This is a genomic window from Minwuia sp. IMCC3009 (assembly GCF_029909415.1).
Taxonomy (GTDB): domain Bacteria; phylum Pseudomonadota; class Alphaproteobacteria; order Minwuiales; family Minwuiaceae; genus Minwuia.
This window is the reverse complement of sequence record NZ_CP123781.1, coordinates 1137856-1153730: the sequence shown is the minus strand read 5'-3', so window position 1 is coordinate 1153730 and position 15875 is coordinate 1137856. Positions and strand designations below refer to the sequence as shown.

Annotated in this window: 13 protein-coding genes, 1 pseudogene and 1 riboswitch; of the genes and pseudogenes, 10 read left to right on the top strand and 4 right to left on the bottom strand. The window is 65.0% G+C overall.

All coding sequences use genetic code 11. The annotated features are described in order from the left end of the window. Both QGV55_RS05450 and QGV55_RS05445 read left to right on the top strand, forming a co-directional pair. Positions 1 to 1227 carry an MFS transporter gene (locus QGV55_RS05450; protein ID WP_281017861.1) on the top strand — a complete coding sequence of 409 codons (1227 nt, stop codon included), beginning with the start codon at positions 1 to 3 and terminating at the stop codon, positions 1225 to 1227. Positions 1228 to 1454: 227 nt separating this feature from the next. Beyond that, positions 1455 to 3551 carry a sodium-translocating pyrophosphatase gene (locus QGV55_RS05445; RefSeq protein ID WP_281017862.1) on the top strand — a complete coding sequence of 699 codons (2097 nt, stop codon included), beginning with the start codon at positions 1455 to 1457 and terminating at the stop codon, positions 3549 to 3551. 195 nt (positions 3552 to 3746) lie between these two features. Here the strand turns inward: QGV55_RS05445 and QGV55_RS05440 are convergent, their stop codons facing one another. The 3 genes from QGV55_RS05440 to QGV55_RS05430 form a co-directional block, all read right to left on the bottom strand. Then, the gene (locus QGV55_RS05440; RefSeq protein ID WP_281017863.1) at positions 3747 to 4496 is read right to left on the bottom strand and encodes a YebC/PmpR family DNA-binding transcriptional regulator; all 750 of its coding nucleotides are present in this window, start codon (positions 4494 to 4496) and stop codon (positions 3747 to 3749) included. Positions 4497 to 4647: 151 nt separating this feature from the next. After that, positions 4648 to 6213, bottom strand: a complete 1566-nt coding sequence (locus tag QGV55_RS05435) for a cisplatin damage response ATP-dependent DNA ligase (RefSeq protein WP_281019887.1) — start codon at positions 6211 to 6213, stop codon at positions 4648 to 4650. Further along, positions 6213 to 7256, bottom strand: coding sequence for a ligase-associated DNA damage response exonuclease (locus QGV55_RS05430; protein WP_281017864.1), 1044 nt, complete (start codon positions 7254 to 7256; stop codon positions 6213 to 6215). The genes QGV55_RS05435 and QGV55_RS05430 overlap by 1 nt, the downstream gene beginning before the upstream one ends. 85 nt (positions 7257 to 7341) lie before the next feature. Here QGV55_RS05430 and QGV55_RS05425 point away from each other — a divergent pair, with 85 nt between their 5' ends. The 4 genes from QGV55_RS05425 (at position 7342) to QGV55_RS05410 (ending at position 12299) form a co-directional block, all read left to right on the top strand. Next, positions 7342 to 8394 carry a 3-carboxy-cis,cis-muconate cycloisomerase gene (locus tag QGV55_RS05425; protein ID WP_281017865.1) on the top strand — a complete coding sequence of 351 codons (1053 nt, stop codon included), beginning with the start codon at positions 7342 to 7344 and terminating at the stop codon, positions 8392 to 8394. Between the two features lie 162 nt (positions 8395 to 8556). Next, entirely contained in the window at positions 8557 to 10173 is a 1617-nt protein-coding gene (gene ggt, locus QGV55_RS05420; protein ID WP_281017866.1) for a gamma-glutamyltransferase, read from the top strand. A gap of 142 nt (positions 10174 to 10315) precedes the next feature. Next, the gene (locus tag QGV55_RS05415) at positions 10316 to 10843 is read left to right on the top strand and encodes a PAS domain-containing protein (protein ID WP_281017867.1); all 528 of its coding nucleotides are present in this window, start codon (positions 10316 to 10318) and stop codon (positions 10841 to 10843) included. Positions 10844 to 10874: 31 nt separating this feature from the next. After that, positions 10875 to 10952, top strand: a riboswitch (SAM riboswitch). A 54-nt stretch (positions 10953 to 11006) separates the two neighbouring features. Continuing rightward, the gene (locus QGV55_RS05410; RefSeq protein WP_281017868.1) at positions 11007 to 12299 is read left to right on the top strand and encodes a PLP-dependent transferase; all 1293 of its coding nucleotides are present in this window, start codon (positions 11007 to 11009) and stop codon (positions 12297 to 12299) included. A 60-nt stretch (positions 12300 to 12359) separates the two neighbouring features. Here QGV55_RS05410 and QGV55_RS05405 read toward each other — a convergent pair whose 3' ends face one another. Beyond that, complete coding sequence (locus tag QGV55_RS05405; protein WP_281017869.1) at positions 12360 to 13307, bottom strand: LysR family transcriptional regulator; 948 nt, start codon at positions 13305 to 13307, stop codon at positions 12360 to 12362. 241 nt (positions 13308 to 13548) lie between these two features. Here QGV55_RS05405 and QGV55_RS05400 point away from each other — a divergent pair. The 4 genes and pseudogenes from QGV55_RS05400 to QGV55_RS05385 form a co-directional block, all read left to right on the top strand. Then, positions 13549 to 13653: pseudogene (locus tag QGV55_RS05400) on the top strand (glutathione S-transferase N-terminal domain-containing protein); the annotation flags it as partial. Positions 13654 to 13707: 54 nt separating this feature from the next. After that, positions 13708 to 14079, top strand: coding sequence for a glutathione S-transferase C-terminal domain-containing protein (locus QGV55_RS05395; RefSeq protein ID WP_281020146.1), 372 nt, complete (start codon positions 13708 to 13710; stop codon positions 14077 to 14079). 59 nt (positions 14080 to 14138) lie between these two features. Next, complete coding sequence (locus QGV55_RS05390) at positions 14139 to 15116, top strand: CmcJ/NvfI family oxidoreductase (RefSeq protein WP_281023713.1); 978 nt, start codon at positions 14139 to 14141, stop codon at positions 15114 to 15116. A 33-nt stretch (positions 15117 to 15149) separates the two neighbouring features. Beyond that, the gene (locus tag QGV55_RS05385) at positions 15150 to 15863 is read left to right on the top strand and encodes an SDR family NAD(P)-dependent oxidoreductase (protein ID WP_281017871.1); all 714 of its coding nucleotides are present in this window, start codon (positions 15150 to 15152) and stop codon (positions 15861 to 15863) included. Positions 15864 to 15875: the final 12 nt, after the last annotated feature.

Genomic DNA, 15875 nt, shown 5'->3' with positions numbered 1-15875 from the left:
ATGACAAACACATCCCCAGAGGCTGAAGTCCCCGCCGGTTTCAGCAGCATCCGCCGCAACGTCATCCTGCTTTCGATCTGCCAGGCGCTGTTCACCTCCACCTCCGCGATCATGATCGCGCTGGGTGGACTGATCGGGTTCAGCCTGGCGGAGGACAAGGCACTGGCGACACTGCCCGTGACTGCCGTGGTCGCAGGCACGGCGCTGATGACAATTCCGGCGGCGATGCTGATGGGACGTGTTGGCCGACGCGCGGGCTTCATCTTCGGCACGATGCTGGGCACGGCAGGAACCCTGCTGGGGGTGGTGGCGCTGTACCAGGCCAACTTCTGGCTGTTCTGCTGCGCCACCGGGCTGGTCGGCATGTTCTCCGCCTTCGGACAGCAGTATCGCCATGCCGCAGTGGACATGGCCCCGCCGCTGTTGCGCGGCCAGGCGGTTTCCCTGGTGATGGCCGGTGGTGTCGTCGCCGGTTTCCTGGGGCCGGAGCTGGCCAAGTGGACCAAGGACATGATCGAGCCGATCACCTTCGCCGGCAGCTACATCGCGGCGTCCGGCCTGACGGTCCTATCGGCGCTGATCCTGATGGGCCTGCGAATCCCCAAGCCGGTTCGCCATACCGCCGCAACGCGTGGCCGCCCGTTCTGGGAGATCGCGAAGCAGCCGGTCTTCTGGGTCGCCGCCGGTTCCGCCATGGCCGGATTCGGGGCCATGAGCCTGATCATGACCGCCACCCCGCTGGCCATGGTTGCCTGCGGGCATGACTTCAACAGTTCCGCGACCGTGATCCAGTGGCATGTGGTCGGCATGTTCGCCCCCAGCTTCTTCACCGGCATCCTGATCCGGAAATTCGGTGTGCTGCGCATCATCGCGGCCGGTGCGGTACTGAACATGATCTGCATCGCGACAGCCCACTCCGGTCTCGAGTTCCTGCACTTCTGGAGCGCACTGATCCTGCTGGGCATCGGCTGGAACTTCATGTTCGTCGGCGGCACCACCCTGCTGGCCGAGGCACATACCCCGGCGGAGGCCGCGCGGGTCCAGGGCATCAACGACTTCATGGTCTTCGGTGTCGTCGCGGTCAGCTCCCTCAGCTCGGGCCAGTTGCTGCACGCCTTCGGCTGGGACGTGGTCACCACAGCCGCCCTGCCGATGATCAGCCTTGCCCTGCTGGCCACCCTGTGGCTGGCCCTGCACCGCCGCCGCATGGCGGGCGCCGGAGTCTGAAGCGGACCTGCAGGTGATCTGCCATGCGGGACGACGTCACCGCACCGCCTTGCATGGTGCGCCGCACTTTGGCATAAGCCAGCGCAACTGACCTGGCGGGAGCTTGCCGGGATGGGGTCCGCGTGGCGGATTCGGTGCTGCTCCCGATCACCAGAACATCAGTCTCGCAACGGTCCGGCGCCATGCCGGGTCTCTCACGCGTCTTTGACACAGGGGACAAGAAGAAAATGACAGCAATGCTTTGGGCCGTGATCGGCTGCGGCGTGCTGGCGCTGATCTACGGCATCGTCACGGCGAAGAGTGTTCTCTCCTCTTCGGCCGGCAATGCCCGGATGCAGGAAATCGCCGGCGCCATCCAGGAAGGCGCTTCCGCCTACCTCAATCGTCAGTACAAGACCATCGCCATCGTCGGTGTGGTCGTCACCATCGTGCTCGGCCTGCTTCTGGGCTGGCTCGTCGCCATTGGCTTCGTCATCGGCGCGGTACTCTCCGGTGCCACCGGCTTCATCGGCATGAACGTTTCCGTTCGCGCCAACGTCCGCACCACCGAAGCCGCCCGCCAGAGCCTGGGCGCTGGCCTGTCCGTCGCGTTCCGCGCCGGTGCCGTCACCGGCATGCTGGTTGCCGGTCTGGCCCTGCTGGCCTGTGCCGGTTACTACGGCGTGCTGCTGAGCATGGGCATTGAAGGCCGTCCGCTGATCGACAGCCTGATCGCACTGGGTTTCGGTGCGTCCCTGATCTCCATCTTCGCCCGTCTCGGTGGCGGCATCTTCACCAAGGGTGCTGACGTCGGTGCCGACCTGGTCGGCAAGGTCGAGGCCGGTATCCCCGAGGATGACCCCCGTAACCCGGCGGTGATCGCCGACAACGTCGGTGACAATGTGGGCGACTGTGCCGGCATGGCCGCTGACCTGTTCGAGACCTATGCCGTGACCATCGTCGCGACCATGGTCCTGGCCTCGATCCTGTTCATCGGCTCCACGGCGGAAGCCGCGATGATGTACCCGCTGGCCATCGGTGCCGTCGCCATTCCGGCGTCGATCATCGGGACCTTCTTTGTCCGCCTGGGTTCGTCCAACAACATCATGGGCGCGCTCTACAAGGGCTTCATCGTCTCGGCCGTGCTGTCGGCAATCGCCTTCTACCCGGTCACCGAGTTCATTCTCGGCACCGGCGCCATCGAAGGCGTGGCCTTCACCGGCATGGACCTGTTCTGGTGTGCGCTCACCGGTCTGGTGATCACCGGCCTGCTCATCTGGGTGACCGAGTACTATACCTCGACCGAGTATCGCCCGGTGCGTTCGGTGGCCGCGGCCTCCGAGACCGGTCATGCGACCAACATCATCCAGGGTCTGGCCATCGGCATGGAATCGACCGCGATCCCCGCGATCATCATTTCCGCCGGTATCATCATCACCTACAGCCTGGCGGGCCTGTTCGGCATCGCCATCGCCGTCACCGCCATGCTGGCGCTGGCCGGCATGGTTGTGGCCCTCGACGCCTACGGCCCGGTAACGGACAACGCCGGTGGCATCGCGGAGATGTCGGAACTGGACGATTCGGTGCGTAACACCACTGACGCCCTGGACGCCGTCGGCAACACCACCAAGGCCGTCACCAAGGGCTATGCCATTGGTTCCGCCGGTCTGGGTGCACTGGTGCTGTTCGCCGCCTACACGCAGGACCTGCTGTACTTCGCTTCCAGGCCCGACCTGTATCCGTACTTCGAGGGTGTCGTCCCCGATTTCGGGCTGTCCAACCCGTTCGTCGTGGTTGGCCTGATCATGGGCGGCCTGCTGCCGTTCCTGTTCGGCGCCATGTCCATGACCGCTGTGGGTCGTGCAGCCGGTTCCGTGGTCGAGGAAGTGCGTCGCCAGTTCCGTGACGACAAGGGCATCATGGCCGGTACGTCCAAGCCGGACTACAGCCGTGCGGTCGATCTGCTGACCAAGTCCGCCATCAAGGAGATGATCATCCCCTCGATGCTGCCGGTCCTGGCCCCGATCGTCATGTACTTCGTCATCCTGGCCGTATCCGACAAGGCGTCCGCACTGGCCGCCCTTGGCGCGATGCTGCTGGGCGTGATTGCCACGGGCCTGTTCGTCGCCATCTCCATGACCGTTGGTGGCGGTGCCTGGGACAATGCCAAGAAGTACATTGAGGACGGCAACCACGGCGGCAAGGGTTCCGAGCCGCACAAGGCCTCCGTCACCGGTGATACCGTCGGCGATCCCTACAAGGACACCGCCGGCCCCGCCGTCAACCCGATGATCAAGATCACCAACATCATCGCGTTGCTGCTGCTGGCCGTTCTGGCCCACTGATCCCGTCTGCCGGTGCCGCCCTTCCTGGGCGGCACCGGTACCGGTTCGGTGTTTCGGACAAGATCAGGGGCGTCGCAGCAATGCGGCGCCCTTTTTCGTCAAGCCCACAAGACCGTCCTGCAGGGGCGGCAGAAACGAAAAAGGGCCTCGCAGTTCCCTGCAAGGCCCTGTTCCGAATACTATCAGCGATGTGCTTCAGGCGGAGAGTTTCGCCATCACCTCGTCATCCACCTCGAAGTTCGAGAAGACGCGCTGCACATCGTCATTGTCGTCCAGCACATCGATCAGCTTCAGCAGGGTCGCGGCCTTGTCCTCATCCACCGGGGTGGTGTTCTGCGGGCGCCAATCGAGGCCGGCACGTCTGGCTTCGCCGAAGCGGGCCTCCAGCGCATCGCGGACGCTGTTGAAGCTTTCGATGGCGCAGATGATCTCATGGCCGTCATCGCTGGTGGCAACATCGTCGGCGCCGGCCTCGACCGCCGCCTCGAACATCTCGTCGGTCGTGGCCGTATCCGCCGGATACTCAACGACGCCCTGCCGGTCGAACATGAAGGAAACGGAATTGGTCTCCCCCAGCGCACCGCCGTGCTTGGAGAAGGCGGAGCGCACTTCAGAGGCGGTGCGGTTGCGGTTGTCTGTCAGTGCCTCGATGATCACGGCGACGCCGCCGGGGCCATAGCCCTCGTAGCGGATCTCCTCGAAATTGTCGGCGGCCCCATCGCCCGTAGCGCGCTTGATCGCCCGGTTGATGTTGTCGTTGGGCATGTTTTCCTTTCGCCCGGCGATGATCGCGGCGCGCAGGCGCGGGTTGGCGGCGGGGTCATCGCCACCTTCCTTGACCGAGACGGTGATCTCGCGCGCCAGTTTCGTGAACAGCTTGGCGCGCTTCGCATCCTGCGCGCCCTTGCGGTACATGATGTTCTTGAATTGTGAATGACCTGCCATGGGGTTCAGGCTCCGCGTTCCGCAATGATGACAAGGGGCGCGCTGCATCGTCCGCGCACGCGGCTTCTCATAGCAGATAAGCGGGTATCCGGGTCAAGCTTGCCGAGCGCGTCAGACCCCGACGACAGGCCCCGGCCACAGGATCAGACAATCAGGCGATCAGTCGTTCCAGGGTTTCCACGTGATCAGCCTCCGCCGCCGGCTTGTCCCAGCGGATGCGGGCGATCCTGGGAAAGCGCATCGCCACCCCCGACTTGTGGCGGCGGGACCGGTTGACCCCGTCGAAGGCAATCTCCAGCACCAGGCTCTGTTCCACGGCGCGGACCGGGCCATAGCGATCCACCGTATTGTTGCGCACGAAACGGTCCAGTTCCTTCAGTTCCGCATCCGTGAAACCGAAGTAGGCCTTGCCCACCGGCACCAGCGCGTCGCCGCGCCAGGCCCCGAAGGTGAAGTCCGAATAGAGCGACGACCGCCTGCCGTGCCCGCGCTGCGCATACATCATCACGCAATCGACGCGGTGCGGTTCTCGCTTCCACTTGAACCACAGGCCACGGGGGCGTCCGGCCTGATAGGGGCTGTCGGCGCGTTTCAGCATCACCCCCTCGATGGCCGGATGCGGTGGATCGGCCCTCGCCTCCGCCAGCCGGTCCCAATCGGTCGCCGGGACCAGCGGCGACAGGTCCAGCCGCGGCGAGGCATGACGCGCCACCCAGTCCGCCAGCACCTGCCGCCGTTCGGTGAACGGCAGGTAACGACAGTCCCGATCGGCATCGAACAGTATGTCGTAGAGCCGGATGCCCACCGGATGCTCCGCCTGCAGTTTCGCACCCACCGTCTTGCGGTTCAGCCGCTGCTGCAGATCGTTGAAACTGCCGATCCCGTCGGGACGCATCACCAGCAACTCCCCGTCCAGCACGGCGTCGCCTGCCAGCGTCTGCATCAGGTCCGGGAAGGCCGTGGAGATGTCGTCGCCGGTACGTGAGAACAGACGCCCCTCCCCGCCCCGCAGCACCAGTTGCACGCGGATGCCGTCCCATTTCCACTCGGCCCGGAAGTCGGCCAGGTCGAGTCGGGACTGCTCCCCCGCCTCAAGCGGATGCGCCAGCATCAGGGGACGGAAGGTCATGGCCTCCGCCAGCGAAGGGCGTTCCGCGCGCCCCTCCAGCCAGTCGAACAGGGCCGTGTAGGGCGGCTCCACCGCGTGCCAGACTTCCTCGGTGGCCGACAGGTCAGCCTCCCCCAGCCGTGTCAGGGCGGTGCGCGCCAGGCGACCCGAGACGCCAACCCGCAGCCCGCCGGTGATCAGTTTCAGCAGCGCCCAGCGCCCTGTCGGATCCAGCCGGTCGAGCCATCCCGCGACCAGATCCGGCACCTCTCCACGCTTCGCCGCCCCCAGCGCCCCGATGATCTCCGACAGGCGCGGGGTGGCATTCGCGGTGCGGTCCTGCGGCCAGAGCAGCGATACGGTCTCCGCCAGATCGCCAATGTAGTCATAGGAAAGGCGAAACAGTTCCGGGTCTGTCCGCTCCGCCACCAGTTCGCGGATCATCGACGGGCGGGCGGCACGCAGCTTCAGATCGCCAGCCAGGGATGCCAGCGCATAGCCACGGTCCGGATCGGGTGTCGACTTCAGGTACGCGGCGATCAGATCCAGCCGGACATTGCGCCCCGGAGCGGTGGACAGCCGGTCGAGCAGTTCGGCAAAGGCCTGCATCAGCACCCGGCCTCTTCCATCTCCGTCTCCGTGTCGCCGTCTTCCTCCCGCCCGACAAGGCTGAGGGCGCGGGCTTCGAGACCAAGGGAGCGGGCGTAGTGCACCAGCGCGTCTTCCCGCCCGTGTGTCACCCAGATCTCCCCGGCCTCCACGTCCCGGATGGTCGCTGTCAGTTCGTCCCAGTCCGCATGGTCGGAAATGATCAGCGGCAGCTCGGCACCGCGCTGGCGCGCGCGGGCACGGATGCGCATCCAGCCGGAGGCCACGGCGGTGACCGGATCAGGCATCCTCTGCGACCAGCGATCCGCCAGGGCGCTCGGCGGGCACAGGACAATCCGCCCGGTCAGCGCCTGCTTCGGCAATCCCGCGACCGGTGCCAGATCACCCAGGTCAACGCCAAGCCGCTGATAGAGAGCACAGAGTTTCTGCAGCGCCCCGTGCAGATAGATCGTGTCGCTGTAACCGGCTTCACGCAGCAGGGCGATGACGCGCTGCGCCTTGCCCAGGGCATAGACACCCACCAGATGACAGCGCTCCGGCGCGGCGGCGACGGAGGCCAGCAGGCGACCGACTTCGGCACTAGCGGGGGGATGGCGGAAGACCGGCAGGCCGAAGGTCGCCTCCGTGATGAAGGCATCGCAGGTCACGACCTCGAACGGTGCGCAGGTCGGGTCGCGACTGCGCTTGTAGTCACCGGAGACGACGATGCGTTCCCCGCCATGCTCCAGCACGACCTGGGCGCTGCCGAGCACGTGACCGGCGGAGACCAGTCGCACCGAAACGTCCCCGATCCGCGTGACCTCGCCATAACGCACCCGCTGGAACGAGCGACCGGCATTGCTGCCATAGCGAGCCTCCGCAATCGCGATCGTCTCGTGGGTGGCGAGGACATGATTGTTACCGGGACGCGCATGGTCCGCATGTCCGTGGGTGATGATCGCCCGCTCCGCCTTCCGCATCGGGTCGATGTAGAAATCCCCCGGAATGCAGTACAGGCCGCCCGGTCGCGGTTCCAGCCAGTTCAGGCGCTTCCCCTCTGCCATGCCTGTCCTTGCCCTCTCCGCGTTGATTGCACCAGCCAACCGGCTGCGCCATGCTTCCGCTCCCACGATACAGGAGGTCGCTTCCTTGGCCATCAGCGCACTTGATCATCCCCTGCTGGCGGGCCTGCTCGGCGACCCGGATATCGACGCATGGTTCACGCCCGAAGCCGAGATCGCGGCCATGTTGCGGTTCGAGGCCGCGCTGGCCCGCGCCGAAGGGGCATGTGGCGTCATTCCCGAAGCGGCGGTCACGGAGATCGTCGGGCTGATCAACGGGTTCAGCCCCGACATGCCGGCCCTGGCTCAGGCGAGCGCCCGTGACGGGCTGATCGTGCCGGCACTGGTCAGCCAGCTTCGCGCCGCCGTCTCCGAACCCCACCGCACTTTCCTGCATTTCGGCAGCACTTCGCAGGACGTGATCGATACCGCGCTGGTGCTCCGCCTTGGTCCCTGCCTGGATATTCTGGAGGACCGTCTGGGGGACATTCTGGCGGCACTGGAGACCTTCTCGGCAGCCCATGGCGCGCAACCGCTGATGGGCCGGACCCGCATGCAGCAGGCCATCGCGATCCGGTACGCGGACCGGCTGGAGAGTTGGATCACGCCTCTGCGGGAAGTCCTGGAGGATCTGGCGATGGTCAGGACTTCCGCCCTCCGGCTTCAATGCGGCGGCGCCGCAGGCACGTTGGACAAGCTGGGCGATGCTGGGCACAGGGTCGCGGCCGCGCTGGGGCGGGAACTGGACCTGCCGGTCCCGGCGCGGCACTGGCAGACCAACCGCCGGGGCCTGATCTCACTGACGAACTGGTGCGCGGCCGTCACCGCGGCGCTGGGCAAGATCGGCCTGGACGTGACGCTGATGACCCAGAACGAGATCGGCGAGCTGCGGGTGATCAGCGGCGGCGGCTCCTCCGCCATGCCGCACAAGGTGAACCCGATCAATGCGGAGGCATTGGTGACGCTCAGTCGATTCGTCGCCGTGCAGTCCGGCGGCATGCAGCAGGCGGCGGTCCACGAACAGGAACGGTCCGGCATTTCCTGGACGCTGGAGTGGATGCTCCTGCCCCAGATCGTTGCCGCCACGGGTGTTGCCGGTCTGCGCGCGAAGGCACTGCTGGGCAGCATCACCATGCCCTGACACCGCGTGATGACCCAGACGGTTCGTTCGGGAGCAAGCGATGGAATGACACTGGTCCTGCCCGTCTGACCACCTGACCCGCAGCCCGGAATGCGTTTGCCGCGCTTGTCGTTGCAGTGCGCTTGTGATTGGCTTCCCTGCAAATAACGGGGGAGGAAGACAATGGCCGCAAGAGCGACATCCATGATCGTTGCCGCACAGCCGGAGGCTGCCGAGGCAGGGGCGGAGATCCTGAAACGCGGTGGCAACGCCATCGATGCGGCAATGGCTGCGGCGCTGGTCCAGGGTGTCGTTGACCCCCAGATGTGCGGCATCGCCGGTTTCGGTTCCTGCCAGGTCTACATGCCGGACCGGGATGTGCTGACCTTCATCGACTTCCACGGCAAGACCCCGAAGAAGGCCACGCCGGACATGTGGGAAGACATCATCGTCGGCGAGACACGGGACGGTTTCGGCTTCGTGCTGGAGGGATTCGTCAACGACCTCGGCTACCAGGCGATCACCACACCGGGCAGCCTGAAGGCCTATCATGAGGCCGTGACCGAATTCGGCACCATGGACTGGGCCGACATCTGCGCCCCCGCCGTGGCGCAGGCGGAGGAAGGCTTCGTCGTCCGCCCGCATGTGCAGTTCTGGTGGGATTCCGGCAGCAGCTACGGTCGCGCCGACGTCACGGACCGCCTGCGGTTCTCCGCCACCGGGCGTGAGGCCTATTTCAGGGGAGACGGCACGACCAAGCGCGTCGGTGACCGGGTCAACAATCCGGACCTGGCCAGGACACTTTCCCTGATCGCCCGACACGGTCCCGACATCTTCTACAAGGGCGAGATCGCGGAACGCATCGCGGAGGACTTTGCCGCCAATGGCGGGCTGCTGGGCTACGACGACCTCGCTGAATACACGTCCACCCGCAACCGGCCGATCGAGATCGACTACCGCGACTGGCATCTGACCACCAACCAGCCGCCCGGCGGCGGCATCATGCTGGCCGAGATGATGAACATCCTGGAGAATTTCGACCTCGCCGGGATCGGTCACAACACGGTCGAGTACCTGCGTGTCGTCGCGGAGGCAATGAAGGTGGCGACCGCCGACAAGGACGGCCACGTGGGCGACCCCGCATTCTACGATGTGCCCATCGAACGCCTGACCTCCAAGGCCTATGCCGCGGAAGCCGCGGCGCGGATCAGGGCCGGAGAGAAGCATCATGTCGAGCGTATCGGCATGGAGGAATCGAAACAGACGACGCATGTGGCCGTCATCGATGCCCAGGGCAATGCGGTCACCATGACCCACTCCCTCGGCATGCCATCCGGCGTGATCACCGACGGGCTGGGGTTCATGTACAACGGCTGCATGGCCGTCTTCGACCCACGGCCGGGCCGGGCCGGGTCGATCGCGCCGGGCAAGGCCCGCTTCAGTTCCGTATGCCCCACGTTCGGATTCCGCGACAACAGGCTGGAGCTGGCCATTGGCGCACCGGGCGGCACCCAGATCGCCATGGGCGTGATGCAGGCCACCCTGAACGTCATCGACCATGGCATGACGATGACAGAGGCGGTCTCCGCACCCAGGTTCTCCGCGACATCCGACATCATCGACGTGACCAACCGGATCCCGCGCTTCGTGCAGCGCGAACTGGAGGCCGATGGCTACGAAGTCATGCGCAATCCGCTGACGTTCGACATTGCGGCAGTGCATGGCATCAGGGTCAGGCCGGACGGCAGCTTCGACGGTGCCGCCGATCCCGGTCATGACGGCGTCGCGATCGGCGTCTGAATCATCCTGATTGCCGCATGATGGATTTTCGTGCTGCAATTGTCGCGGCCAACAGTCTCGGCGGGCGGCGAAGGGACTCGTCAGGGAACGAATTGGCATTTGAAGCGAGATGATGCCTCGCTTGCACAGGAAAGGCGCAATCGTGCTGGACAGAGGCCACCTGCGACCACAACACCTGACCTTGCTTGACTACTGGAGCGGTCTTGAGGCCGGTGGGCGGTTGCCGTCCCGTTCGGCTGTGAACCCGCTTGATCTCCCGCGCCTGCTCAAGAATATCGGACTGATCGACGAGATGCAGGAAGTCGGCGGCAACTACCGCTATCGCTATCGCCTGGTCGGAACCCAGATGAACCACATCACCGGCATGGACTTGACCAACCGCTGGCTGACCGAGGTCAAGTCAGGTGAGCTTGTGGCCCTTCTGGAAAGCCTCTATGCCGAATGCGTCGTCGGAAGAACGCCCGTGTTTTCCCGAACGACAATGCAGTACTCCGATGATCGCGAACTGGAAACGGACCGACTGCTGCTGCCCCTGGCGACCGACGGCACCAATGTGGACATGTTGCTGTTTTCCAACCTGTTCCGTTCGTCCAGCATGACCTTCGGACTCAAGCCCTTTCATTCGGACGATGTCGTCTGGTTGGAGGAGAGCCTGCGCCTCGCCGCGTGAATGCTTGACAGCTCTGACTGATCTTCCCTAGTTTCCCGACCGCGCCGATTTGAGCCAGCTTGCGGGCGCGTTAAACAAATTCCGCTAAAGAGGTGTACTTGCGTCCCGTTCGGGATGTCACCGCCTCCGCTGGCATTATGCGAAGCCGTGAGGACGCAAGACCATGAGCCTGTCATCCAAGAATCCCGAAACGATCGTGCTGCATGCCGGTCACCGCGCCGACCCGACCACCGGGGCCGTTGCCGTGCCGATCTATCAGACCACATCGTACCAGTTCCAGCATACCGAACATGCGGCGAACCTGTTCGCGCTGAAGGAACTCGGCAACATCTACACCCGCATCATGAACCCGACCTGTGACGCGCTGGAACAGCGTGTCGCGGCGCTGGAGGGCGGTGCCGCGGCGCTGGCCGTTGCTTCCGGTCAGGCAGCGAGTGCCATGGCGATCCAGAACCTGGCCCGCGCAGGCGACAACATCGTCTCCTCCACCGACCTCTACGGCGGGACATGGAACCTGTTTGCCAACACGCTGAAGGACCAGGGCATCGAAGTCCGTTTCGTGGACCCGGAAGACCCGGAGGCCTTTGCCCGCGCCACGGATGAACGCACCCGCGCCTACTATGCGGAAACCCTGCCGAACCCGAAGCTGAGCGTGTTCCCGATCCGCGAAGTGGCGGAGATCGGTCGCCCGCTGGGCATTCCGCTGATCGTGGACAATACGGCGGCACCGATCCTGTGCCGTCCGTTCGACCACGGCGCTGCCGTGATCGTCTATTCCACCACCAAGTACATCGGTGGTCATGGCACCTCCATCGGCGGCCTGATCGTCGACGGCGGCAACTTCGACTGGGACGCGGTACCGGAACGCCAGCCTGCGCTGCACACGCCCGACCCGAGCTATCACGGCGCGGTCTGGGTCGATGCCGTCAGGCCGCTGGGTCCGATTGCCTATGTGCTGAAGGCCCGCGTGACCCTGCTGCGCGATACCGGCGCGGCCATGAGCCCGTTCAATGCCTTCCAGTTCATTCAGGGTCTGGAGACACTGCCGCTTCGCATGCGTGCCCATTGCGACAACGCAGTGCGCGTCGCGGACTTCCTGAAGAACCACCCGAAGGTGGAAAAGGTCATCTTCCCCGGACTCGCCGAAGGCAAGGCGAAGGTACGGGCCGATACCTATCTGAACCGCGGTTTCGGAGGCCTGTTGGGCTTCGAGATCAAGGGCGGCAAGGAGGCCGGTTCTGCGTTCATCAATGCGCTGGAACTGTTCTATCACGTGGCCAATATCGGCGATGCGCGCAGCCTGGCCATTCACCCGGCGACGACGACGCATTCGCAGCTAACGGCGGAGGAGCAACTGGCCTCCGGCGTGTCCGACGGCTACGTCCGCCTGTCGATCGGTATCGAGCATATCGACGACATTCTGGCGGACCTGGAACAGGCACTCGCCAAGGCCTGATCCGCGCGACCTGAAAGGCTGCCCCTGCGCATGATGCAGGGGCAGCCAACCGGGGTGGTCTCAGTGACCGCCCGGTATGCTGCCTGATCCGGCCCCGGTATCGAACGCCGCTGCCGCCGCCACGATCTCGTTGCGCAGCCAACGGTGCGGCGGGGATTCGTGCAGGCGCGGGGGCCAGTAGATGTCACAGCGGAAGCCCTCCACAGCGACAGGCAGTTCGAAACGCACGAGATCACGCCACATGGAGAGGATCAGCCGCTCCGGCATGGCGCCGATCAGATCGGTCTGCTCCAGCAACGCGCCAACGACCGAGAAGCCCGGAACCACCAGCGCAATCTTCCGCTTGCGTCCGATCGCGGCCAGGGCGTCGTCGGTTGGTCCCGATGCGTACCCCCGGAACGGGGCGACCAGCAGATGCGAATGGTCACAGAATGCATCGATCGAGACCCTGCCGGACGCGACCAGCGGGTGCCCTGCCCGGGCAACACCGACGTAGCGTTCGTCAAACAGCTTCATCGCGTGCAGCCCCGAAGGCGCGAACTGCGGCACGGTGAGGGCGAGTTCGGTCCGTGCCTTCCGCATGTCGGTTTCCAGGGACGCGGCATCAGCCGGACGAACAACAATCCGCAATCCCGGCGCGGAGGCCCGCAGGCGCCCCAGCAACCCCGGCATCACCAGCGCCAGGGCATAGTCCGTGGCGGCTATCGTCACCGTCCCCTCGAAGCTCGCGGGCTCGAAGAAGGCGGGCGATACCAACGGCTCCAGACTGGCAAGGGCGGCGCGAACAGCGCCCTCCAGTTCCTCGGCGCGCGGTGTCGGCGCGACACCCCCGGTGGAGCGCACGAACAGCGGATCGCCAAAGAGGCTCCGCATCCGCGACAGTTGCCCGCTCATGCCCTGCTGGGTCAGTCCCAGTCGCTCGGCAGCGCGCGAGACATTGCGTTCCGTCAGCAGGGCTTCGAACGCCAGCAGCAGTCGCACGTCCAGTCGGGCAATATCACGGTTCATTGTGGCAGATACCATTTTCATCTGTTGGACCGATGATGAACTGTTCTTCACGCTTTTGAAGCCCAAAAAGGAATGACACCGGCACAGGCGCCCTTCCCTGAATGCCGGTGCGTGACAGGAGGAAATGATGGAGATACTTGCCGATCCGATCACGGTGAATTGCCTCAAGGTACTCGCCGGACTGAAACTGATAGGCACCGACTACAGCCTGACCAAGATCGACTAATTCCAGGGCGAACAGAAAAGCCCCGAGTACATGGCGATCAACCCCAATGCGTCGATCCCCGCCATGCGCGACGGCGATCTGGTGCTGTGGGAATCCAACGCCATCCTACAGTATGCTGCCGACAAGTCGGGCAATGCGCAGGCCTATCCCACCGACCTCAAGACCCGTGCGGACGTGAACCGCTGGCTGCTGTGGGAATGCGGCGCCTGGTTCCCGAGCTGCTATGTCTATCTGGTCGAGAACTGCGTGAAGCCGCTGCTGGGGGCGGAGACCGACCCGGCGGTCCTGGAGGCGGAAGCGGAGAACTTCCACAAGCTGGCGGGAATCCTGAACACGCGGCTTGGCGAAAACCCATGGGTCTGTGGCGATCAGCCGACAATCGCAGACGTGGTGGTGGCCGCGCCCATGCACTTGCATGGCTGGCAGAGGCTGCCCCTTGATCGCCATGCCAATGTGGTCAAATGGATGACGGAGCGGGTGGAAACCGCACCCTGGTGGCAGGACACGCATGTCGGTGAGGGTTTCGCCCTGCCGGACGCGGCCTGATCGCGGAAGGACGCGGTCTGCCCGGAACAGAGGAGCCTGATCGGAGAATGGCATTGACGATGGAACTGGATACAACCGCAGTGCGTCCCGGGGCATTCAACTACATGGCCGGGTCATCGGAGCCTTCGCTGTATCGCAACGGCAAGGTTCTGACGCGCCGCGATCTGGACGGCAGCGACAATGCCTGGATCGGTGTCGACCTGGTGGAGACGGACATGCCCGTCACGGACGCCCGCCAGCTCGGCGCCGGTCGGCAACCCACGCTGCTGCACAATGGCTTCGAGCTGCAGGCGAACCGGCTGCGTGATCCCGATCTCGACTTCTTCAGCCACGACAGCGTGCTGCGGAACTACTACCCGGACTGCGAGGAAGTCGTGCGCCAGGCCACGGGCGCGGCGGTTGTCGCGGCCTTCGACCACAACGTACGTTCCGCCACCGGCAAGAAGAGCCGGAAGCGCATCGACGGTGGCCAGCAGGTACAGGGCCCGGCCCGCGTGGTGCACGGCGACTATACCCTGACCAGCGCCCCGCAGCGCCTGCGGGACCTGACGCGGCCGCCGGGCGCGAACGACACCATCCGCAGCCTGCTGCCCAAGGGGCAGGCCCTTCTGGATCGCGACAGGACCGAGCATGCGATCAGGGACGGGCGTTTCGCCATCATCAATGTCTGGCGCAACATCGTGGCGGAGCCTGTCGAGACCGATCCGCTGGCGCTCTGCGATGCCGCGACGGTCAGGCCGGAAGACCTGGTGGTCTTCGAGATCCACTACAAGGACCGTGTGGGAGAGAACTACTTCGCCAGACACGCCGAGACCCATGGCTGGTACTTCTACCCGAAGCTGACGCGGGACGAGGCCTTGCTGATCAAGCAGTGGGACTCAGCGGGTGAACTGGCCCGATCAGAGGGCAAGACCGGCGACGCAGCCGACAAGCCCTGCACCTTCAGCTTTCACAGCGCCTTCCGGGACCGGACTACCCGGCCCGATGCCCCCGACCGCTGGAGCATCGAGGTGCGATGCGTGGTCCTCTATGACTGACCGGCACGCGCACGGGAAGAAGGTGACATCCACATGCTGAAACCTGACGGACGGGTCGTCATGATCTCCGGCGCCAACCGGGGAATCGGTCTTGCCGCCGCGCGCGTACTCTACGATGCGGGCTTCAGTCTCAGTCTTGGTGCGCGCAAGCCGGAAGCCTTTCGCGACCTCATCACCGGCTGGGATACCGACAGGGTCATCACTGGCCGCTACGAGGCCCAGGACCAGCAGACGCATCAGGACTGGATCGATGCCACCGTCGGTCACTTCGGGCGAATTGACGGTCTGGTGAACAACGCGGGAATTCTGGAGAGCATTTCCGTTGAGGAGGGCTCCGACGCGGATCTGGATCGCATGTGGGCTATCAACGTCAAGGCGCCGCTGTCGATGACCCGGAAGGCATTGCCCCATCTGCGGCGTTGCGGGGCCGGGCGCATCATCAATGTCGCCTCGCTGGCGGGCAAGGTCGTCTACGACAGTGGTATCGGCTATTCGATGACCAAGTTCGCCGCCGTCGCCCTGTCCCACGCAACCCGCCATGCGGGCTGGGACGACGGCGTGCGCTGCACCGCCCTGTGCCCCGGCTACGTGGCGACGGACATGACGGCGAAGGTGGAGAGCGTGCCGCAGGAGGAAATGATCCCTCCCGGCGACCTGGCCCAGATCGTTCTCACGATCCTGTCCCTGTCGAACGCCGCCTCCGTCGCGGAGATCGCCGTCAATTGCCGCGATGGCCTGACCGCCTGACCGCAAGTTCCT